The organism is Acinetobacter sp. PFS20, from assembly GCF_052261015.1.
Taxonomy (GTDB): Bacteria; Pseudomonadota; Gammaproteobacteria; order Pseudomonadales; family Moraxellaceae; genus Acinetobacter.
Window position 1 is genome coordinate 376,813 of the sequence record NZ_JBPVZE010000001.1, and the last position, 21,420, is coordinate 398,232.

Genomic DNA, 21,420 nt, shown 5'->3' on the forward strand with positions numbered 1-21,420 from the left:
CTCATATAACAGCTAAAAATACGATTTTTAACGATAAAATATGCCAAAAGCATTATAATTTATAAGCTATCAGCATATTGTTTTTTTTAATAAATGCCTCAAAATAATTACCCTCCGCATTTGGTGCTGGGATTTGTCTTTAAGAAGTAGGAGTTCTTATGTCCAAGAGTGGGTTTGGTCAAATGTATCGTCGGCTTTCGAGTAAAATACTTGACCTCGTGGTAACACCACATGTTCTTGGGGAAGTTCCTACTGAACCAGTATCAGAAACAACAGAAGCAGAGACCGACCGCCAAAAAGTGGTGTGCTATGTCTTACAAAACCACTCTCGAAGCAATGCTTTGGTGGTTGATGGAGAAACGCGTCGTTTAAATTTAAAACCTGCATTAGACCCATTAGTTGTTGGATCTCATCAGGAAAAAGCATCAGTTTTATTTTTACAACACAATGATGAAAATAATTTACTGAATCCTCCTCCTCATGCTTTTCCACCACGTTTAATAAAACTGATTGAAGTCTTAAAAGAAAATCCTGAACTTGATATAGAACTTGTTCCAGTTACTGTTCTATGGGGCCGCTCACCAGATAAAGAAGACTCTTGGTTTAAGCTATTATTTTCAGATACATGGGCTACACCGAGCACAGTTAAGCAATTAGTGAACATTGGCTTACATGGCCGCCAATCTTACTTAGAATTTCATGAACCACAATCGTTACGTGAACTGGTTGATTATGCTCAACAGCATTATCCAAACCTTTCACCAGCAACTTATATTGTAAGTACGTTAAATGATTATTTAGATCGTCAACGTGAAGTGGTCTTAGGCCCCGATTTATCCGATCGCCGTAATGTCATGCAGTCAGTTGTCAAATCTCGTGATGTTCAAGAAGCAATCCGCCGTGAAAGTATTCGCGGGAAAGTCAGTATGCTCGAAGCTGAACGTCGCGCAATTGGTTATGTCAATGAAATCGTGTCGGATTATTCACACTCAGCAGTCCGCTTTGCCGATCTTGCTTTAACGCGCTTATGGACCCAGCTTTATGACGGCGTAGATGTGCATAACTTCAGTACCGTTCGTGAACTGGCAAAAGATTATGAAGTGGTTTACACACCTTGTCACCGCAGCCATATTGACTACTTATTATTGTCTTATGTGATTTATAGACGTGGCCTTATGGTTCCGTATATTGCTGCGGGTGATAACCTGAACTTGCCTTTCGTTGGTCAGCTTTTACGCGGGGGCGGCGCATTCTTTATTCGTCGTTCTTTCCGTGGTAATGGCCTTTATACAACAGTATTTAAAGAATATTTATATAGTATTTTGTCACGTAACACGCCACTTGAGTACTTTATTGAAGGTGGACGTTCGCGTACAGGACGCCTATTACCGCCTAAGACTGGCATGCTTGCCATGACAGTTCATAGTCATTTACGTGGTCGTACAAAGCCAATTGTATTTGTACCCACCTACATTGGTTATGAACGCCTAATGGAAGGCTCGACCTACGTAGGCGAAATGCAAGGTAAACCGAAAGAAGCTGAATCAATTTTTGGTATTGTGAAAACCTTACGAAAAATTGAACGTATTTTCGGTAAAGTCCACGTGAACTTTGGTGAACCTGTTTTCCTTGATGATCTGCTTAAACAACATAATGCAGAAAATGTTTTTATCGAGAAAAATGACGACCCAATTCCTCAAGCAGTTTCAGATGCAGTAAATAGCTCTGCACATGCAATTTTAGAAAATATTAACCGAGCTGTGGTGATTAACCCTGTCTCTTTACTTTCTATTATTTTGCTTGCAACCCCAAAGCATACGCTTGATGAAGAAATTTGTATTAAGCAGCTTGAAGCTTACCGCAATCTGGCATCGAACTTCCCATATGACCAACGCATGGAAGTAACACCGCTTTCTGGTAAAGAAATTATTGCGTATGGTTTAAAGCTTAAACTCATTAAACGAGTTCAGCATGCACTAGGCGATATTATTGCGATTGAAGATAATCAAGCTGTTCTTCTGACCTATTTCCGTAATAACATTTTGCACGCCTTTGTCTTACCTTCATTGGTTGCATCACTTGTTGAACATAATGGAAAAATTAGCCGTTCAGATTTAACCAATGTTATCTACACGCTCTATCCATTCTTGAAAGCTGAGTTATTCCTTAAATGGAAGAGTAGCGAACTTAAAGAACAAATTGAGCAATATGCAAATGCATTGGTTCAATCAAACCTTATTCAGCAAGATGATGAAGGCAATTTAATTAGCTCTGCACCAAACACTGAAGAGCATAATCAGCTTGTTGTTTTAGCTATGCCTGTTAAGCAAAGTCTTGAGCGTTACTACATGACGCTTGCGCTCATTACTCAACGTGGTTCAGGTAATATTTCTGCTAAACAGGTTGAAGAATTAAGTCATTTACTCGGACAACGTCTGTCAGTTCTATATGAATTTAATTCACCAGAGTTCTTTGACAAAGCTTTATTCCAAAGCTTCCTAAAAGTACTTACACAGCAAAATTACATTCGTACCAACGACCAAGGCCAAATCGAGTTTGATGATAATTTCCGTCAAATGGCTGCTGGCGCACAGTTGGTTCTTGATGAAGTAACCTTACAAATGTTGCAACACATCACCACCTTTAGCGACGAAGAGTTAAAAGATGCGCTTGAAGCTATGGCATCTCAACAAGCAAAACGACGTTTAAAACGTAAGAAAGCTTAAGATTTTTAGTCAAAATAAAAGGCAACTTCGGTTGCCTTTTATTTTATTAGCGCATTGGGCATTCAAAATAGCGTGGATCATCTATACAACGTAGTCGCTTCATGAGTTGAACAAAATAGGCATCGTAATAACCTGAAAGGACATACTGATTACGTATTTTGGCAACCATAACGTCATAACTTTGCTTCTCATAAAAAGAGACATCTACCCAATAATAAGCAGGTAGATGATTTTCCCACTGGGTTGCACGGTTAGTCAGCAATTGGCTATTTTGAACAAACCACCCTCGAATTTTTCGACCAAAATTAGCCGGATAAGCTTGTGGCTTAATAATTAAATTAACGCCAAAATATGCCAAAGGAAAATTAATGACTTGAACATCGGGTCCAAATTCTTTTTGTAAATTATACGGCAATAACCCATACACTGGGGCTGGGACAATATCGATTTTGTCTTGCTTAAACTGCATAATCGCATTAGATAAATCAACATAAACTGGCTGAGCACCTACACTTCGTACCAAGGCTTGTTGTGGTGGATTATTTGGTAACACGCCGATACGCTGATTTCTTAATTGAGCAACTCTAGAGAGTTTCTTATTTTTTAGAACCATATAGGCCGTGCCAATAGGAATCATCCCTACCGCCTCATAATCCTTAGAAATTAATCTTTTTTCGACTGTTGGATGATTCAAAAGCTGTAATAAGCTTTTCGCGGTACGATTATTAGGAATAAGCCCGATACCTGCGGTACTTCCCATAAACTGGTTATAACGATAAGTATTAAAATTAGATGCCGCTAAACCTGAACATTTACCTTCATCAAAAGCTTGTATGGCCTGTTGTTCTTTTTGATAGGTCACCACTTTAAATTTGACTTGATATTGCTGAGCATATAACCGAATGTCATTTAAACGACGTGTAATATCCCCTTGGGAACCAATCGGATCATATGCACACCACACCTGATCCTCGGCCCAACTCGCAACAGCTGTTACGCTCAAAATAAGAGCTAAACAAATTTTTTTCACTTTCAACCTTTTTATCTTTATCGGCAATTTGACTGCCTCATCAGGTATTTCTGTTCTTATTTAAAGTTTAATCAAAATTTTATTTAGTGCTATGAACATTTAAACATAATAAATAGTCATTAAAGCAAATTGGATGCTCTAATTGAAAACCCGTTGCAGGCAAATGTTTCGCATAAATTCTTTTACCTGAGATTTGGTTTGATTCTAACGTTAACTCGGGTAACCCCAATTGTTTTTGGAACCACACGATAACTTCATGCAAAGGCAATGGTTGGTTATTAGTCACAATATAGCTGGTTTGATGATTTTCATAGTCCGCCATAAAAGCCAAAAATCTTGCTAAATCATCAATATGTATTCGATTGCTATAATGTATATTTGGATAACTTTGACTATTTTCAGCCATTTTCTTTAAACGGGCAACTGAAGTTCCATAAATCCCAGTTGGACGAACAATTACACATTGGGCTGGATAATATTTTTGCCAAAGGCGTTCCATATTACGCAATATATAGCCTTGTGCGTCATTTGGTTGAATTTCACTAAAATCATCAATGATCTCCCCTGCATTTTCACCATATACCCGTGTAGACGACACTACGATTATTTTTTTTATTGGATGTATTTTTAATGCATCTCGAATCGGTTCAATACTATCGACATAAGTATGTTGGTAGCCTTCAACCGTACTCTCGTTTGGAGAAAGTAAAATATATACGACATCTACAGGTTCAATTTTACTTAAATCAAGTTTAAAGATATCTTGGACAAGATGTGTTGCGTAACTATCCGTTTTTACACTACGGCTGATTGTGGTAATTTGATGTTCTTTCTCAAATAGTTGTTTAGCAACACGCTGAGATGTTTTACCATAACCGATAAATAATATATGCATAGAAAACTCGTTGAGGGGACATGACTTCAGTCCATCAGTTACAAGGCGTTGGATCGGCTTCAGCAGCCCTACTCGAAAAACTAAATATTTTTACCACAGATGATTTACTGTTTCATCTGCCACGTGATTATGAAGACCGCAGTACGATTATTGCAATGAATCAACTTGTGGTTGGGCGTAGCTATTTACTTGAAGGTGAAGTCAGGTCAATTGATTTTCCTCCGGGAAAAAGAAAATCTATGGCAGCCTTGGTTCAAGATGAATTCGGTAAAGTTACCTTACGCTTTTATCATATTTATAAAAACCTGACTGACAAAATAAAACCGGGTCATCGCTTACGTATTTTTGGTGAAGTTCGTGTCGGCGCTCGCGGCCTTGAGATGTATCATCCTGAAATTCAACTCATTCATGAACATACACCTCTACCAAAAACTCAGCTTACAGCAATTTACCCAAGTACGGATGGGCTAACTCAACCTAAACTGCGTGAATATGTAAAACAAGCTTTAAAGCATCATAGTGATGCCTTACCAGAGCTGCTCCCCAAAAAATATACTAATGGCTATGCGCTTAAAGAGGCTTTGTATTACATTCATGAGCCTCCTGTTGATGCCAACATGCTCCAGTTGGCTCAAGGTTCACACCCAGCCCAACAACGGCTTATTTTTGAAGAGCTGGTTGCACACCAAATTAGTTTACTTAATCGCCGTGCTTATATTCGTCAAATTGCATCTCCTGCTTTCTCAAGCAGTAAAATATTAGCTAAAAAGCTTTTAGAAGCTTTACCTTTTCAAATGACCAATGCACAAAAACGTGTATCTAAAGAAATTCTAAATGACTTAAAACAACACCAACCTATGCTGCGCCTAGTACAAGGTGACGTTGGAGCTGGAAAAACCTTGGTTGCAGCTGTAGCGGCTTGCCATGCTTTAGAAGCTGATTGGCAAGTTGCATTAATGGCCCCAACTGAGATTCTTGCAGAACAGCACTATTTGAATTTTAAACGTTGGTTTGAACCATTGGGTATTACAGTTGCGTGGTTATCTGGCAAACAAAAAGGCAAAGCCCGTGCCCAAGCAGAACAACAGATTAAAGAAGGCCACGCAGAACTTATTGTCGGTACACATGCCTTATTTCAAGACAATGTTGGCTTCGCTAAATTAGGGTTAGTAATTATTGATGAACAACATCGTTTTGGTGTAGATCAACGCTTAGCTTTACGTAATAAAGGTGCAGAGCAATTCACCCCGCACCAACTCGTCATGACAGCCACTCCTATTCCAAGAACACTGGCAATGAGTGCCTATGGGGACTTAGACACATCAATTATTGATGAGTTGCCTCCAGGCCGTACTCCAATTCAAACCGTTACGATTCCACTTGATCGTCGCGAAGAAGTACTTCAACGAATTGCTTCGAATTGTAGAGATGGGAAACAGGCATATTGGGTGTGTACACTGGTTGAACAGTCTGAAACTTTAGATGCTCAAGCCGCCGAAGCTACCTATCAAGAAATGAAAGAACGCTTTCCTGAACTTAACATTGGCTTAGTGCATGGCAAAATGAAAGCTGACGAAAAACAGTCGGTCATGCAAGCGTTCAAAAATAATGAGTTACAGCTTCTTATCGCAACCACGGTCATTGAAGTTGGGGTAGATGTTCCCAACTCTTCTATTATGGTCATTGAAAATGCCGAACGTTTAGGGCTTTCTCAGTTACACCAATTACGGGGTCGCGTAGGTCGAGGTGCTCAAGCCAGCTTTTGCGTCCTATTATATAAAACGCCTCTTTCTCAAAATGGGCAAGAAAGACTTTCTATTTTAAGAGAAAGTAATGATGGCTTTGTGATCGCGGAAAAAGATCTGGAATTACGCGGACCAGGTGAATTACTAGGTACGAAACAAACTGGGGATATGGGGTTTAGAGTTGCTCGTTTAGAGCGAGATGATCACTTACTCAGTCAAGCTCATTATGTAGCTCAGCAAGTCTTAAAAGATTATCCAGAACAAGCAGATGCATTATTAAAACGTTGGCTTCCAGAAGCGCCTCGCTACGCGTATGTTTAGTTTCTTAAATCCACAGCATCTTATTCAACTATTTTCGCCTTGCTCATTGTGCGAGTTAGGTGCACGAGAAAAACATTCACTTTGTAAAGACTGTTGGGAACAGCTGCCTTGGCTTAAACAAACGATTCAACGTAATAATCAATCTGTTCTTGTGGCCTGTGACTATGCTTATCCAGTTAGCAGAATCATTCAGCAGTTTAAATATGAACAAAAATTACATTATGAAATTTTGTTAGGTGAAATTTTACAACAACTCAAATTTCCCAAAGTACAAGCTATCGTACCTATGCCTATTTCAAATCAACGTTTAATCGAACGTGGTTTTAATCAGTCATTGTTACTTGCAAACATCTTAAGTAAACAATTAAAAATACCTGTTTGGCAGCCAGTACAACGTCTTGCTGAACATTCGCAAAAAGGACTTTCTCGACTGGAACGCTTTGAGAACATTGAGCAACAATTTATTGCGCTTACTCAAGAAAAACGGCGTTATCGCCGTGTTCTTATTATTGATGACGTAATAACTACTGGAAGCTCTATTCATGCGCTCAGTCAAGCACTTAAACAATTAGGCTGCACATCTATCCATGCTGCTTGTCTAGCGGCAACTTTAACCAGTTAAAACGATTAAACTGTAGATAAATGCTGCTCACACCAAGGAATAACAATTTCACGGGTTAATGGTGCAAGGTGTGTTTCTGAATCATTTAAATTCACCCATTTCATTTCTGCAATTTCTGCTGCGATTTTAGGCGCCTGATCGAGCTGAACAAGATATAAATGACTGACCAGAATATGATCTGGTTCATTCGCCGCTGCCGTTTCGAAACGACCAAGAAACTGCTCAATTATACAAGAACTTCCAACTTCTTCTAAGATTTCTCGCTGCATTGTAATCTCTGGCGCCTCATTAGGTTCCAGTTTGCCACCCACTTGCATAAAAGCATGAGTATTACGCTTTCTCACGAGCAACAATTGATTTTGCTCGTTCAAGATCACTGCAGCAGCGACCGTAATTGTTTTCACTTAATTAACCTCGTTTATGGTTGAACATCTGCATTTGTCCATTTTGGAGCAGGAGGCTGATATTGCTCAAATTGTTGAAGAATATCTTCAATTTTGTCTGATGCGATCAATTTATCAACGAATCGTGCTTGGCTAAATCCATTATCTACCGTCCCTTGAATCATTTTAAGTAAATCTTCATAAAAGCCAGCTACATTTAAGAAAGCACATGGCTTTTGATGAATACCTAATTGCGCCCACGTCCATTGTTCAAAGATTTCTTCCAATGTACCCGCACCCCCAGGTAAAGCAATAAAACCATCGGAGAGATCCGCCATTTTGGTTTTTCGCTCATGCATATTTTCGACCACATATAATTTGGTTAAGCCCGGATGAGCTAACTCACGATCGACCAAAGCACGAGGAATCACGCCAATGACTTGTCCACCTGCCTGCAAGGCACTATCAGCAACAACGCCCATTAAGCCTGAGCGACCGCCGCCATAAACCAAGGTCTTACCTTGTTTTGCAATAGCCTCACCAGTAATTTTGGCAATTTGTTGGAAAATTGGGTTTGAACCAAGAGATGAACCACAGAAAATACAAATTGAATTCATAGTGTAAAAAACCGTTTTATTGAACTGTCATGCTGACAAACTAAACTATCGATAGAGTTTTTTTTTGCAAAATAGCGTATTGGCAAGTGTTTTTCGGCAAATCCTTGTCTAAAATACACCCATCCATTTCCATCAGACTGCGTGAGGAAAAAAGACACATGCTTGAAGCCTTTTATGCCACAGAACGCGGAAGTCTGGAAGATGCCACCATCAATGGTGGATTTGATCTACATCCCGAATTAGTCTGGCTTGATCTTATTGCACCCTCGCAAGAAGAGCAACAATGGGTGCTAGATGCCTATGACCAAAATTTACCTACACTAAAATCGCTTGAAGATATTTCATCCTCAGCACGATTCTACCGTGATGATGATGGTATTTTGCATATCAGTACTTATTTTTTAACGAAAAATAAAAACTATCAAGTGGATGGTGATGCAGAAGATTCATCACACATCTTAGCGATGGTACAAACGGTCGCATTTATTTTGCATAAAGACCGCCTCTTTACGATGCGGGGAGAAAAATTAGTTGCGTTTCGTGCCTTTCGTGCGCGTGCTCGCCGAAATGACTACGACATGGACTATAAAGATCCAACATGGATTTTATTAGGTCTTCTTGAAGCAAAACTCGATGAGCTTGCGGATATCTTAGAAGATATCCACAAAGATTTAGAAAAATACTCGACAGAGGTTCTTAACAATCACCAACGTGAACAAATTCTAGATCTAGATGACATGATTACGCGCCTAGCTCAACAAGAAGACATGCTAGGAAAAGCTCAGCTCTGTTTAATTGATTTACGACGTGTACTTACTTTTTTATCACGTCCTCGGGCATTAGGTAGTCATATTTACGATGCTGATATTCGAGAATTGAGTGAAGATGTCCGCTCACTCGTAGAACATGATGCTTTCTTATTCCAAAAAGTACGATTCTTGCTTGATACAACGTCTGGATTCATTAATACCGAACAGAATGATACGATCCGTCGATTCTCGATCTTGCCAAGTATGTTAGCTCCTCCAATGCTTATTGCCAGCATCTATGGGATGAACACAGATGTATTGCCTTTTGCACATGGTACAACTAGTTTCATCATCGTTTTATTAATTATTATCGGTTTCTTTATTGGCCCTATTATTTATTTCCGCTGGAAAAAATGGATTTAGGCTTTGTAATAAAATGCTAGTCCAAAGCATAAAAAAGCACCTAAATATAGGTGCTTTTTTACATCTAGAACATCAGATCAAATGTAGATCTTCCTGCAAATGGCAGGCTTGAATGATCTTCAGCATTTTTTCGGGTACATTTTTAAAATGCAAACCAGCTTTTTGTGGAGTCACTCGTAACCATTGAACTAAAACAGCCAACGCCAAGGTGCTACCATGTTCAAGCTCTGTTAAATCTACCACCAGAGGAAAGCTTTGCTGCTTCTTGATGATAGCTAAACCTGCTTGATACTGTTGTTCCGCATTTTCAAAATCAATTTTTCCCGAAACAACCAATTGTTGGTTGAGATACTGAACCACTCTTCACCTACTATTTTTGTTTGTTCTGATTAACAGCAGCGTCTGCATCCGGTTGGAAGGTTGCAATTGCTTTATTCAAATCGCCACCATTACGTTTCACTGTTGCAGCAAACTGATTACGGAACTGTAATCCCAAATCAATACCAGAAACATTGATATTACGGATTTTCCATTGAGTACCTTTATCAGCTAACTGGAAAGATACAGGAATTTTGTCACCGTTATGACTGAAGTCCAATGTCACTACTGGGTTTTTACCCGCAGTTGCCTTGTAAGGGCGCATGGTATAGCTTTGGTTCGTATATTTAGCAAATGCACTACCGTAATTTTCAATTAAAGTATTACGGAAGTTAGTCTCGAACTGAGCACGCTGCGCTGCTGTACTATACTGATTTGTTGCATAAGTACCCATTACAATGCGAGTAAATGCTTGTGAATCAACATACGGGTCTAAATTCTGACGTACAATACTCTTCACTAATGCTGGATTACTTTGCAATTTTGCATGATCAGCTTTCAAACGAGTAATCAAACCATCAGCAACACGCTTGATAAAATCAGGTGGTGCTTCTGAAGGTGCAGCAAATGCTGTACCCACAATCATGGTAGACAAAAGACTTGCTGTCAGGGTTTGTTTAAACAACGTATTCACCAGGAACCACTCCTTCAAATAATCTTTTACTCAACAAATGAGGCTTGTGCACTATCTTTATCAGTGCTTGCAGGAGCACTCGCTTCTGTTGAGCCTGAACTGGCAGCAACTTTACCAGCCCCACCACCAGTAATAAATTTACTAATTAAATCTTCTAAATCCATAGTTCCTTGAGTGTTTGAAATCGTGTCACCTCGTTTCAAGTAGTTCACACCACCACCAGGTACAACTTTCAAATATTTCTCACCCAACAAACCATTGGTTGCTACCATTATATAAGCATCTTCATCAATACTTGTGATGGAGGTCATGTTACTGGTCAGTTGCTGTTCCATTGCTTTTTGTTGCTCTGGAGAAGCCTGAGTATAATCTGAGCTATAACGCAACTCTTCCAGCGCATTCTTCTGAACTTCTTTTAATTGTTCAGGATTGAAACTTGTCAACTTTCCATCTAAACCAAATGTTACGGTAGCCAAACGCGTAACTGGATCAAGTGTAATTGAATCAACACGACCAATTGTAACACCACTCATTGTTACTTTAGCACGTGGCTTTAGCCCATTGACGTTATCAAATTGAGCCTTCATGGTATAACTATCACTTAAGTTCGTACCAACAAGACCACTAACTTTCATTGCTAAAAAAAACAATGCAATACCGAAGATAATAACAAAGATACCAACGGCCAGTTCACTACTACGTGATTTCATTAAATCCCTCCGAACATGACCGCAGTCAACACGAAATCAAAACCTAAAACACATAATGAAGAATACACAACTGTCCGAGTCATTGCCGTTGCAATGCCTTCTGGTGTCGGATCACAGGCATAGCCTTGATAAACAGCGACCCATGTACAAATCAAAGCAAAAACAATACTTTTAATAATCGTGCCATTGAAAATGTCATGCCAGAAACGCACTGTATTTTGCATACCACTCCAGAAGGAGCCTTCATCAGCACCTAAAAAGTCAACACCGACCATCTTGCCACCAATAATACCAATGGCTGCAAATATCACAGTTAACATTGGCAAACTGACAATACCTGCCCAAAGACGTGGTGATACGATTTGCTTTAAAGGGTCAACACCAATCATTTCCATACTGGCAAGCTGTTCACTTTGCTTCATTGAACCAATTTCAGCAGTCAATGCAGAACCTGCTCGTCCTGCAAATAGCAAAGCAGCAACCACAGAAGCAAGCTCACGGAGTAGGGTTAACGAAATCGCTGTACCCAACATCGACTCAGCACCGAAAGTGACCAAAATGCTATACATCTGCAAGCCAAGAACCGCACCAATAAACAAACCAGAAACGGTAATAATAAGTAAGGACATCACACCTACGCGGTGCATTTGGTAACCAAAACGACCAAAACCACCCTTGGTAGGAAGTGAAAAAATAATCTGCAAGAGCATATGTGCCGCAGCACCAATGCCTCGAATCCGCTCAATAACGAGTCTACCTAACCAGGCAATCGTATTCATGGACGAACCTCGTTATTTAAATAAGCTTGATGACTAAACTGGTATTCAACTGGTCCTTCTGCCGAACCTGTTAAGAATTGGTGTACAAATGGAGAAGCATGTTTTTGCAACTCTTCAGGTGTACCCTCTCCCTGAATTTTTCCTTCAGCTACCACATAGATGTAGTCAGCAATCGATAATGTTTCTGCGACATCATGCGAAACAATAATTGTTGTTAAATCTAACGCTTCACGTAGTGAACGAATTAAACGAGTCAAAACACCTTTCACAATTGGGTCTTGACCAGCAAAAGGTTCATCGTACATGATTAAATCGGGATCAAGTGCAATCGCGCGAGCCAATGCTACACGACGATTCATACCACCTGAAAGTTCTGTCGGCATTAATTGTTCAGAACCACGCAAACCCACCGATTCAAGTTTTAATGCAACCAGTTCAGCAATCAGATTTTCGGGAAGCTTTGTGTGCGCTCGGATTGGAAACGCCACATTTTCATAAACGGACATATCCGTAAATAGAGCTCCACTCTGAAATAACATTCCCATACGTGCACGAGCGGAAAAAATTTCCTGACGAGACATTTTGGCAATATCTTTAGCGTCGAGTAAAACTTCCCCCCGATCTGGAACTAACTGTCCACCAATCAGACGTAATAAAGTTGTTTTACCTGTACCAGAAGGTCCCATAATGGCCGTAATCTGGCCTCGACGTATATTTAAACTAATATTGTCATAAATGACGCGTTCCCCTCGATTAAAACTCAAGTTCTTCACTTCAATGAGCGGCTGAGTCGAGAGAGGAGTTTTATTATTCATAATGGCAATCGTTCCTGCACTTTTATGCACGCATACTATAACACTGAAAATTAGCAAACTTGTTGTAATTTTGACAAAAGCAAAGCTAACTTACTTGAGAGAAGTCGAAGTAGTATGTTCGTAAAAAGAGGTCAATTCAGAAGCTTGGAATTGCTCAACAGAACTTCCATTTATAAAAGCATAGGCGAAGTAAACCCCATTACACAAAACGAGTGCAATAAAAAGATAAGGCAACCCATGCTTAGCCAGAAGGCTCTTCAACTGTGCCATTATTGTCTCTTTTCGCTTACTTTTACGCATTATTTAATAAAAAATTGAATCAATTCACATTTTGTTAGTTTATAACAAAACTGAAAAATAAAAAAGGCCAGTATTTTTACTGGCCTTTTTTTCAAACTAAATATTGATTAGCGGTCGAATTTACGACGCGGTGGTTTATCATCAAAACTACGACGCGGACGATCTTCACCACCAAAGCTACGTTTTGGGCGATCTTCACCGCCAAACGCTGGACGCTCACCACGTGGTTTATCATCGAAGCTACGACGTGGCTTATCACTAAAACCACCTTCACGACGTGGACGATCTGAGTTGAACTCGCGACGTGGACGATCTTCACCGCCGAACGCTGGACGCTCACCACGTGGTTTGTCATCAAAACTACGACGTGGACGATCTTCACCACCAAACGCTGGACGCTCGCCACGTGGTTTGTCATCAAAACTACGACGTGGACGATCTTCGCCACCGAAGCTACGTTTTGGACGGTCACCAAAACCACTTTCGCGGCGTGGTTTATAATCTACGCGATTACCACGGTTGTCATCATTCGAGTCAAAACGCGGTTTATCATTGAAACCACCTTCGCGACGCGGACGATCTGAACCAAACTCACGACGTGGACGATCTTCGAAACCACCTTCACGACGTGGACGGTCTGAATTGAACTCGCGACGCGGACGATCTTCACCACCAAATGCTGGACGCTCACCACGTGGTTTATCATCGAAGCTACGACGTGGACGGTCATCACGACCACCTTCACGGCGTTTGAAGTTGCTTTCGCCTTCAAAACGACGACCGCCACCGAAACCGCCGCCACCACGACGACCATCACGGCTACCGCCATTACCGCCACGACCACGACCACCGCCATCACGACCTGAACGAGCAGGAGGTGGAGATGGCTCTAAGCCTTCAATTTCAGAAACACTTAAACGCGCTTCTAAATATTCTTCAAGTGCACGAATCTTACCGCGTTCACGATAAGTCGCTAAAGTAATTGCTTGACCAGTACGACCAGCACGACCAGTACGACCAATACGGTGTACATAATCTTCATGCTTCATCGGAAGACCGAAGTTAATTACGTGAGAAATAGTCGGAACGTCAAGACCACGAGCAGCAACGTCAGTTGCAACTAAGATTTTTGCACGACCTTCACGAATACTACGTAAACGACGGTTACGAACTGTTTGTGGCATCGCACCATGAAGTGCAACTACAGAATGACCTGCTTCAGCAAGTTCTTCTGCCAACATATCTGTATCTTCTTGCGTACTAGCAAAAACAACAGCTTGATCTAAGTTTTCATCACTTAACCAATGTGTAAGTAATTTTTTCTTATGTTCAAAGCCATCAGTCCAATGCAATGTTTGCGTAATATCTGTATTGGTTGAATGACCTGTTTCAATTGCGATACGCATAGGATCTTTCATCATGCATGATGCAAGACGAATAATACGGTCAGCAAATGTTGCAGAGAACATTAATGTTTGTTTACGGTTAGCCGCTAATTCGCTAATTGCTTCTAAGTCTTCAGAGAAACCTAGGTCAAGCATACGGTCCGCTTCATCAACGATTAAAGCATCTACTTGATCTAATTTAATTTGACGACGATTTACCAAGTCAAGTAAACGACCAGGTGTTGCAACAACAACTTGCGCGCCTTTTAATTGTTGAATTTGTTTTGCAAATGGCATACCACCCATAATGGCAGCAATACGAACACCTTTCATGTGACGTACAAATGCAATTGCATCTTGACTTACTTGCTGAGCCAATTCACGAGTTGGTGAAATTACCAAGATATTCGGTTGAGTTACTGCTTTCATACGGTCTTTAAACGGTACAACAGTCTCTTGACCAGCTAAAGCATTTAATGTTGGGAGTAAGAATGCAGCAGTTTTACCAGAGCCAGTTTGGCTTGATACGAGAAGGTCTTTACCTTCTAAAGCAGCAGGAATTGCTTGTTCTTGCACAGGAGTCGGGGCAGTAAAACCTAAACCTTCAAGCGCTTGTTGTAAGGTTTCATGCAAAGAAAATTCGGCAAAAGTTTTGCTCATAGAGAGTTTCACCCTTGTGGGTGCTCCATTTTTAATAAATACAAAAAAATAGACATCGGCAAAAAGCGGCAAAGCAAAATTAGCTGAAACGTTTTTTCAGCAGCAATCCGAGTAACGACGATGTGGACTAAACGCACGCTTGATTACGGCCGAACCTGAAGAATCGCTGAGCGATTGGGGCGCAAGTAATGGTCCTCTCTATGGACAGCGTGCGCTTACAATGAATAGAACAGAATGTTCAGGTAATGAACGGAAATTTAAGTGCGTTGGCGGATTATAGCAGAAATAATTTAAAAGTCACCTATTTTAATCAACTTTGTTCATATTTCTTGAATTAACTCAATTTCACTCTTTATTTAAAACATAAAACCCTCTGATTACAGAGGGTTTTATTAATAATCAACCAAATTATTTTGCAGCTTTATCCCAAGCTGGAACAACTGTTTGCATTAAAGGTTTTAGCAATTTAAGCGAACATGCAAGTACTTGACCATTTTCAAGTGAATTATTACCACCACGTGCGTCAACAACTACACCGCCCGCTTCTTTAAGAATAAGTTCACCAGCAGCAATATCCCATGGCTTTAAGCCAAGCTCAAAGAAACCATCAAAACGACCTGCAGCAACATACGCTAAATCTAGAGCAGCTGAACCACCACGACGGATTTGTGCACCAGCTTCAGTAACAGCTAATAATGATGCGAAATGCTGCTCTGCATAAGATACGATTTCGCCAGCACGTTTAGCACGGTAAGGATGGCCTACTGCTAAGAATGTATTTTCTAAACTATCTTTTACATTTACACGAATACGGCGTTGATTCATAACTGCACCGCGACCACGGCTAGCAGAGAATAACTCATCACGCACTGGATCGTAGATTACGCCGTGTTGAGTAACGCCTTTATGCTGAACTGCAATAGAAATACAGAAATGAGGGAAACCATTAATAAAGTTTTGTGTGCCATCAAGCGGGTCAATTACCCAGCACCACTCTGCATCATGGCCTTTGCCTTCTTGTAAACCAAACTCTTCACCTAAGAAGCTATGGTTTTTATAACTTTTACGTAACGTATCAATCGCTAACTGTTCTAAATAACGATCTACACGTGTTACTGGGCCATCAATGCCTTTCTCTTCAACTTGTAAATCGAGTTTATGACGATTTTGATGCGCTTTTAAAAGCTCTTGACCAACTGTTTGAGCCGCACGCGCAGCCATAACCACCATAGGTTCCATTGAACACCCACTAGACAAATTTGAAGATTTTGACAAAGAATAATGCATAAAAGCGCAAATATTTTAGCAAATATATGCGCTTTTAGGGGGAAAATGTTTCAAAAATTTTATTAAGGGTTAAACAACCTGGTTTAACTTGAGCCAAACTTTCTCAATTGAGCTCAAAATACCCTTAGCGTCTAAACCACAGTCTTGCAACATTTGCCCGTGTGAAGCCTGTTGTAAGAACAAATCTGGTAAGCCTAAATTAATGATAGGTTTCACAATTTGTTCTTGAGCCATGAACTCATTTACCGCACTTCCGGCACCGCCCATAACGGCATGCTCTTCAACAGTGACAAATAAATGTGTGTGCTCAGCCAAATCACGAATAATTTTTTCATCAAGCGGTTTCACAAAACGCATATTTACAACACGCACCCCCACATCATGTTTTTGTGCGAATTGTTCAGCAGCTTCTATGGCAACCATAACGCGGCTACCAAATGCTAAAATTGTAATCTGTTCATCACAAGCAGATTTAATTTCAGCAACGATTTCAGCTTTTCCTAACTCAATAGCAGTCAACTCTTGCTGAATTTCAACACCTACACCTGCACCACGTGGGTAACGTACTGCCGCTGGTCCATTATAGACATAGGCTGTATGAAGCATCTGACGGCATTCATTTTCATCTTTTGGTGCCATGATGACCATATTTGGCACTGTACGCATGTATGCATAATCATATGCACCTGCGTGTGTTGGGCCATCTTCACCTACTAAACCAGCACGGTCGATCCCGAAAGTTACATCAAGGTTCTGTAATGCAACATCGTGAATAAGCTGATCGTAACCACGCTGTAAAAACGTTGAATAGATTGCAACAACAGGTTTTAAGCCTTCACAAGCCATTCCTGCTGCAAGTGTTACTGCATGTTGTTCAGCAATCGCAACATCAAAAAATCTCTGCGGAAATTCCTTAGCAAACTGAACCATACCTGAGCCTTCACACATGGCTGGTGTGATCGCAAGTAGACGCTCATCTTGTGCAGCTTCATCACATAACCACTGACCAAACACATCAGAATATTTAGGTGGTGTTTTACCTGCTGAGACTGCATTAATTTTGCTAATTGCATGGTAGGTAATCGGATCCGCTTCTGCTGGAGTGAAACCTTTACCCTTTTTAGTATAGACGTGGACTAAACGTGGTCCTTTACGCTTTTTGAGAGCATTAAATACTTGGGCCAGTTGATTTACGTCATGGCCATCGAATGGGCCAAAATAATCAAAACCAATTGCTTTAAATAAATTATCTGCCGCATCTGTTGCCGATTGATGCAAACGAGAGTTATAGGTCCATTTTGGATGTGGCTGAATGTAAGCCTCACCATGTTCATCTACATTTACTAAATGGCCTTTTTCCCAAATTGCAGCTAAATGTTTAGCAAAACCGCCTGTGCTACAAGAAATTGACATGTCATTGTCATTCAGCACAACAATTAAATCAGCATTATGTGCAACAGCGTCGTTCATGGCTTCAAATGCCATACCTGCTGTCATTGCACCATCACCGACAATACAAACCACTTCACATGGATCATTTTGATAACGACGTGCTAACGACATTCCTAAGCCAGCTGAAATTGCTGTTGATGAATGCCCGACGCCGAATGTATCAAAAACTGATTCTTCTCTGGCTGGAAATGCTGCTAAACCATTTTTAGAACGAATCGTGGTCATTTGCTCACGACGACCTGTCAGGACTTTATGCGGATACGCCTGATGTCCCACATCCCAAACTAATCGGTCATTTGGTGTATTAAAGCAATAATGCAGCGCAACCGTCAGCTCAACCACGCCGAGATTAGCACCGAAATGGCCACCACTCTGGCCTGCTGCATATAAAATATATTGACGCAACTCATCAGCCACTTGAACCAATTGGCTATGCTCGAGCTGACGTAATTGTTGAGGATGATCAATTGCATCTAACAATGGCGTAACAGGGCGTTGAGTTGGAATTTCGGTATACAACATATGTGGCAAAGCCTTTATAAGCCTGGCAAATCCTAAGCTGGGTCAAAATGGGTCGATCATACAATCGAATGAAGTCACCTTCAATCAGCCACATTTGCGAACGAGGTCATGCAAAGCAGTCTCTCATACATCATGGGTATGGTTGGCAGATTATCCTGAATAATCTGACTATTTATCAACTATTATCGTCATCTTTATACAAAAAAGAAAACCTTAGTGTGCAAAATGATTATGACAATTCGACCAATCTCCCAGCATTACGCTATACTTTAAACCGTTTTCGGTTAAAAGATGAGTTAATCTGTGCCTATAGAGTTCATTGCAACATCAAAACTCCCGACCGCTTTTGGTGAATTCAATATTTCTGTGTTTCAAGATCCAGTATCAGGTGAAGAACATGTGGCACTTTCTAAAGGGTTAGAAAATCCCCCTACAGGCCCTGTTTTGGTTCGTGTACATTCAGAATGTTTAACAGGTGATGCGTTTGCGTCATTGAAATGCGACTGTGGTCCTCAATTGCAGGCAACTCAAAAGCTCATCAACGAGGCAGGTCAAGGCGTTATTTTATATTTACGTCAAGAAGGCCGTGGTATTGGGCTTACAAATAAAATTCGCGCCTATGCTTTACAAGATCAAGGTCATGACACCGTAGATGCTAATTTACTTTTAAATTTACCTGCCGATGCACGTCGTTACGATATGTGTAGCATCATGCTAGATCATTTAGAAGTAAAAGAAGTTAAATTAATTACCAATAATCCTTTGAAAATTCAGGCACTCAAAGATCAAGGAATTAATGTTGTCGACCGTGTCCCATTAACGGTTGGGCGCAACCCTTTTAATGAACAATATTTAAAAACTAAACGTGAACGTATGGATCACCTTTACCAAAAAGATGATTTCTAAAAAAATTATAAATTTAAAAATAATTAGAAGGGATTTTTAAGACATTTCTTAAAAATCCCTTACTTTTTTTATGGTTTTGTGTTTTGATGTACCTATCTCCTATCTCAATCATCTTTGAGGGTCATTATGCAACATCCGACTTCCACAGATATTCAACGTGTCCGCGAATTTCTCCTCGATTTACAAGCCCGTATATGTGCTGGTTTAGAACAACAAGAAAAAGCTGGCGGCGGTACGAGTGAATTTATTATTGATGATTGGGAACGTCCTGAAGGTGGTGGTGGACGTTCACGCGTACTGCAAAATGGTACAGTGATTGAAAAAGGTGGTGTGATGTTCTCTCACATCAATATTAGTAAACTGCCCGCTTCTGCTACAGAAAGACACCCTCAAATTGCTGGCGCTAAGGCTCAAGCACTGGGCGTTTCGTTAGTGATTCACCCTAAAAACCCGAATATTCCGACTTCTCATGCCAATGTACGTTTATTCGTTGCAGAACCTGAAGGACAAGATCCAATTTGGTGGTTTGGCGGTGGTTTTGACTTAACTCCTTTTTATCCAGATGAGCAAGATGTTATCGATTGGCATCAAGCCGCATATGACCTATGTCAGCCTTTTGGTGACCATGTCTACGCTGAACATAAAAAATGGTGTGATGACTATTTCTATTTAAAACATCGTGATGAACAACGTGGTGTTGGTGGTTTATTTTTTGATGATCTCAATGGCTGGGATTTCGAAACTTGCTTTAAATATATTCAAGCTGTAGGTAATGGTTATTTAAATGCCATTCTGCCAATTTTTGAAAAACATCGTGAACAGCCGTATACAGAAGCTCAACGTGAGTTCCAAATTTACCGTCGCGGTAGATATGTCGAATACAACTTAGTATATGACCGCGGAACATTGTTTGGCTTACAAACAGGTGGACGTATCGAATCTATTTTAGTCAGCCTACCGAACCTTGCCGGTTGGTCGTATCGTCCAGAATGGGATGAAGATTCCCCAGAGAAACGTTTAACTGACTATTACCTAAAACCACGTGACTGGTTAAATCTAAAAGAAAAAGTTGCTTAATTTTTTGCTTTTTGGAGATTCTTTGGCTTCCACCCTAGAGAATCTCCTTTTTTATTTTCACTTTTCTGAGCCTCATTCAAATATTTTTTCTTATTCCAATTTGGCTTATAGTGAGGCCTGCTGAATATTCAGCACACGTTTTTAACTGCTTCATGCCATTTTAAAATTTTGGATATAAGAATGACCAAACAGTTTGCAGTAATTGGCAACCCAATCGAACAATCACGCTCTCCTGAATTGCATCATGCTTTCGCTCAAAAAACAGGTGTTGATCTCGACTACCAAAAACGTCTTGCCCCTCTTGATGGTTTTGAACCGAGTATGCGTAGTTTCTTTGCAAATGGTGGAAGTGGTATGAACGTTACCGTACCGTTTAAAGAACAAGCTTTTGCTTTGTGTGATGTGCTAACCGAACGTGCTCAAATTGCGAAAGCAGTGAATACATTATGGATGCAGAATGGCAAATTGCACGGCGATAATACTGATGGCCAAGGCTTAGTGGCCGCAATTCAAGCCTTAGACTGGAACCTAGAAAATACAAATATTTTAATTTTAGGAGCTGGGGGTGCAACTCGTGGTGTTATTTATCCACTGGTACAGGCTGGCGCTAAAAAGATAGTGATTGCAAACCGCACTCTCGCTCGTGCAGAGCAACTTGTAGATGACTTAAAAGCAGCAGTTCCTCAAGCTCAATTACAAGCAATTTCTCTAAGTGAGTTAGAAGGGAGTTTTGACATTTTAATTAATGCAACTTCTGCAAGCCTTTCAGGTGACGCACTACAACTACCAGAAACTTTAGAGTTCAAATATGCCTATGAAATGGCTTATGGCAAGCCATCTAGCTTCCTTGAGCAAGCTAAACAACGCAATGTGCCCTATTCAGAAGGTTTTGGAATGCTAGTTGGCCAAGCCATTGAAGCTTTCTATATCTGGAATGGTGTAAGACCTGAATTAAAAGATTTTCTATAAAACAAAAAAGAACCTACTTTAAGTAGGTTCTTTTT

Annotated in this window: 20 protein-coding genes; 7 read left to right on the forward strand and 13 right to left on the reverse strand. The window is 40.4% G+C overall.

The genetic code is table 11. The annotated features are described in order from the left end of the window. Window positions 1-158 precede the first annotated feature (158 nt). Window positions 159-2,726, forward strand: coding sequence for a glycerol-3-phosphate 1-O-acyltransferase PlsB (gene plsB / locus ACS125_RS01855; RefSeq protein ID WP_151963914.1), 2,568 nt, complete (start codon window positions 159-161; stop codon window positions 2,724-2,726). A gap of 46 nt (window positions 2,727-2,772) precedes the next feature. Here the strand turns inward: plsB and ACS125_RS01860 are convergent, their stop codons facing one another. Then, window positions 2,773-3,756, reverse strand: a complete 984-nt coding sequence (locus ACS125_RS01860) for a putative solute-binding protein (RefSeq protein WP_004789649.1) — start codon at window positions 3,754-3,756, stop codon at window positions 2,773-2,775. A 79-nt stretch (window positions 3,757-3,835) separates the two neighbouring features. Then, a complete protein-coding gene (locus tag ACS125_RS01865) occupies window positions 3,836-4,651 on the reverse strand; it encodes an NAD-dependent epimerase/dehydratase family protein (RefSeq protein ID WP_443270234.1) in 816 nt (271 codons plus the stop codon). A gap of 20 nt (window positions 4,652-4,671) precedes the next feature. Between ACS125_RS01865 and recG the strand changes: the two genes are divergently transcribed. Together recG and ACS125_RS01875 are read left to right on the forward strand one after the other, a co-directional pair. Next, window positions 4,672-6,717 (forward strand): ATP-dependent DNA helicase RecG, encoded by a 2,046-nt coding sequence (gene recG / locus ACS125_RS01870; RefSeq protein WP_004789653.1) that lies wholly within the window; start codon window positions 4,672-4,674, stop codon window positions 6,715-6,717. Continuing rightward, entirely contained in the window at window positions 6,710-7,339 is a 630-nt protein-coding gene (locus tag ACS125_RS01875) for a ComF family protein (protein ID WP_443270236.1), read from the forward strand. Before recG ends, ACS125_RS01875 begins: the two co-directional genes overlap by 8 nt. A gap of 5 nt (window positions 7,340-7,344) precedes the next feature. Here ACS125_RS01875 and ACS125_RS01880 read toward each other — a convergent pair whose 3' ends face one another. Both ACS125_RS01880 and ACS125_RS01885 read right to left on the reverse strand, forming a co-directional pair. Beyond that, the gene (locus ACS125_RS01880) at window positions 7,345-7,743 is read right to left on the reverse strand and encodes an NUDIX hydrolase (protein WP_174740511.1); all 399 of its coding nucleotides are present in this window, start codon (window positions 7,741-7,743) and stop codon (window positions 7,345-7,347) included. A gap of 14 nt (window positions 7,744-7,757) precedes the next feature. Then, window positions 7,758-8,339: an LOG family protein gene (locus ACS125_RS01885; RefSeq protein WP_005301199.1), complete on the reverse strand. Its 582-nt coding sequence runs from the start codon at window positions 8,337-8,339 to the stop codon at window positions 7,758-7,760. Window positions 8,340-8,497: 158 nt separating this feature from the next. On the opposite strand from ACS125_RS01885, the gene ACS125_RS01890 reads away from it, so the two are divergent. Continuing rightward, window positions 8,498-9,511 carry a CorA family divalent cation transporter gene (locus ACS125_RS01890; protein ID WP_004789661.1) on the forward strand — a complete coding sequence of 338 codons (1,014 nt, stop codon included), beginning with the start codon at window positions 8,498-8,500 and terminating at the stop codon, window positions 9,509-9,511. Window positions 9,512-9,583: 72 nt separating this feature from the next. Here the strand turns inward: ACS125_RS01890 and ACS125_RS01895 are convergent, their stop codons facing one another. From ACS125_RS01895 to dxs, 9 genes are all read right to left on the reverse strand, one after another. Continuing rightward, a complete protein-coding gene (locus ACS125_RS01895) occupies window positions 9,584-9,871 on the reverse strand; it encodes an STAS domain-containing protein (RefSeq protein WP_004789663.1) in 288 nt (95 codons plus the stop codon). Between the two features lie 10 nt (window positions 9,872-9,881). Then, window positions 9,882-10,523 carry an ABC transporter substrate-binding protein gene (locus ACS125_RS01900; RefSeq protein WP_312824246.1) on the reverse strand — a complete coding sequence of 214 codons (642 nt, stop codon included), beginning with the start codon at window positions 10,521-10,523 and terminating at the stop codon, window positions 9,882-9,884. A gap of 26 nt (window positions 10,524-10,549) precedes the next feature. Next, on the reverse strand, window positions 10,550-11,233 hold the full coding sequence (mlaD, locus tag ACS125_RS01905) for an outer membrane lipid asymmetry maintenance protein MlaD (protein WP_307012173.1): 684 nt from the start codon (window positions 11,231-11,233) through the stop codon (window positions 10,550-10,552). Further along, window positions 11,233-12,012: a lipid asymmetry maintenance ABC transporter permease subunit MlaE gene (gene mlaE / locus ACS125_RS01910; RefSeq protein ID WP_004789669.1), complete on the reverse strand. Its 780-nt coding sequence runs from the start codon at window positions 12,010-12,012 to the stop codon at window positions 11,233-11,235. Before mlaE ends, mlaD begins: the two co-directional genes overlap by 1 nt. Next, the gene (locus ACS125_RS01915) at window positions 12,009-12,827 is read right to left on the reverse strand and encodes an ABC transporter ATP-binding protein (RefSeq protein ID WP_217487347.1); all 819 of its coding nucleotides are present in this window, start codon (window positions 12,825-12,827) and stop codon (window positions 12,009-12,011) included. The genes mlaE and ACS125_RS01915 overlap by 4 nt, the downstream gene beginning before the upstream one ends. Before the next feature lie 90 nt (window positions 12,828-12,917). Beyond that, window positions 12,918-13,127, reverse strand: coding sequence for a hypothetical protein (locus ACS125_RS01920; protein WP_443270242.1), 210 nt, complete (start codon window positions 13,125-13,127; stop codon window positions 12,918-12,920). A gap of 107 nt (window positions 13,128-13,234) precedes the next feature. Continuing rightward, window positions 13,235-15,172, reverse strand: coding sequence for a DEAD/DEAH box helicase (locus ACS125_RS01925; RefSeq protein WP_116772709.1), 1,938 nt, complete (start codon window positions 15,170-15,172; stop codon window positions 13,235-13,237). Between the two features lie 408 nt (window positions 15,173-15,580). Beyond that, window positions 15,581-16,411, reverse strand: a complete 831-nt coding sequence (locus ACS125_RS01930) for an inositol monophosphatase family protein (RefSeq protein WP_004789677.1) — start codon at window positions 16,409-16,411, stop codon at window positions 15,581-15,583. Between the two features lie 117 nt (window positions 16,412-16,528). Further along, window positions 16,529-18,433 (reverse strand): 1-deoxy-D-xylulose-5-phosphate synthase, encoded by a 1,905-nt coding sequence (gene dxs, locus ACS125_RS01935; protein WP_151963908.1) that lies wholly within the window; start codon window positions 18,431-18,433, stop codon window positions 16,529-16,531. 303 nt (window positions 18,434-18,736) lie between these two features. On the opposite strand from dxs, the gene ribA reads away from it, so the two are divergent. The 3 genes from ribA to aroE all read left to right on the forward strand — a co-directional run bounded on the left by ribA (window position 18,737) and on the right by aroE (window position 21,385). Continuing rightward, window positions 18,737-19,339 (forward strand): GTP cyclohydrolase II, encoded by a 603-nt coding sequence (ribA, locus tag ACS125_RS01940; protein ID WP_004789681.1) that lies wholly within the window; start codon window positions 18,737-18,739, stop codon window positions 19,337-19,339. A 126-nt stretch (window positions 19,340-19,465) separates the two neighbouring features. Continuing rightward, the gene (gene hemF, locus ACS125_RS01945; RefSeq protein ID WP_443270246.1) at window positions 19,466-20,416 is read left to right on the forward strand and encodes an oxygen-dependent coproporphyrinogen oxidase; all 951 of its coding nucleotides are present in this window, start codon (window positions 19,466-19,468) and stop codon (window positions 20,414-20,416) included. 180 nt (window positions 20,417-20,596) lie between these two features. Further along, on the forward strand, window positions 20,597-21,385 hold the full coding sequence (gene aroE / locus ACS125_RS01950) for a shikimate dehydrogenase (RefSeq protein WP_443270248.1): 789 nt from the start codon (window positions 20,597-20,599) through the stop codon (window positions 21,383-21,385). Window positions 21,386-21,420 lie beyond the last annotated feature (35 nt).

What these genes read in the sequence shown, in the direction of transcription:
- plsB (WP_151963914.1), top strand. Translation starts at nt 159, where the DNA reads ATGTCCAAGAGTGGGTTTGGTCAAATGTATCGTCGGCTTTCGAGTAAA.
- ACS125_RS01865 (WP_443270234.1), bottom strand. Translation starts at nt 4,651, where the DNA reads ATGCATATATTATTTATCGGTTATGGTAAAACATCTCAGCGTGTTGCT.
- recG (WP_004789653.1), top strand. Translation starts at nt 4,672, where the DNA reads ATGACTTCAGTCCATCAGTTACAAGGCGTTGGATCGGCTTCAGCAGCC.
- ACS125_RS01875 (WP_443270236.1), top strand. Translation starts at nt 6,710, where the DNA reads ATGTTTAGTTTCTTAAATCCACAGCATCTTATTCAACTATTTTCGCCT.
- ACS125_RS01885 (WP_005301199.1), bottom strand. Translation starts at nt 8,339, where the DNA reads ATGAATTCAATTTGTATTTTCTGTGGTTCATCTCTTGGTTCAAACCCA.
- ACS125_RS01890 (WP_004789661.1), top strand. Translation starts at nt 8,498, where the DNA reads ATGCTTGAAGCCTTTTATGCCACAGAACGCGGAAGTCTGGAAGATGCC.
- mlaD (WP_307012173.1), bottom strand. Translation starts at nt 11,233, where the DNA reads ATGAAATCACGTAGTAGTGAACTGGCCGTTGGTATCTTTGTTATTATC.
- mlaE (WP_004789669.1), bottom strand. Translation starts at nt 12,012, where the DNA reads ATGAATACGATTGCCTGGTTAGGTAGACTCGTTATTGAGCGGATTCGA.
- ACS125_RS01915 (WP_217487347.1), bottom strand. Translation starts at nt 12,827, where the DNA reads ATGAATAATAAAACTCCTCTCTCGACTCAGCCGCTCATTGAAGTGAAG.
- ACS125_RS01920 (WP_443270242.1), bottom strand. Translation starts at nt 13,127, where the DNA reads ATGCGTAAAAGTAAGCGAAAAGAGACAATAATGGCACAGTTGAAGAGC.
- ACS125_RS01925 (WP_116772709.1), bottom strand. Translation starts at nt 15,172, where the DNA reads ATGAGCAAAACTTTTGCCGAATTTTCTTTGCATGAAACCTTACAACAA.
- ACS125_RS01930 (WP_004789677.1), bottom strand. Translation starts at nt 16,411, where the DNA reads ATGGAACCTATGGTGGTTATGGCTGCGCGTGCGGCTCAAACAGTTGGT.
- dxs (WP_151963908.1), bottom strand. Translation starts at nt 18,433, where the DNA reads ATGTTGTATACCGAAATTCCAACTCAACGCCCTGTTACGCCATTGTTA.
- hemF (WP_443270246.1), top strand. Translation starts at nt 19,466, where the DNA reads ATGCAACATCCGACTTCCACAGATATTCAACGTGTCCGCGAATTTCTC.
- aroE (WP_443270248.1), top strand. Translation starts at nt 20,597, where the DNA reads ATGACCAAACAGTTTGCAGTAATTGGCAACCCAATCGAACAATCACGC.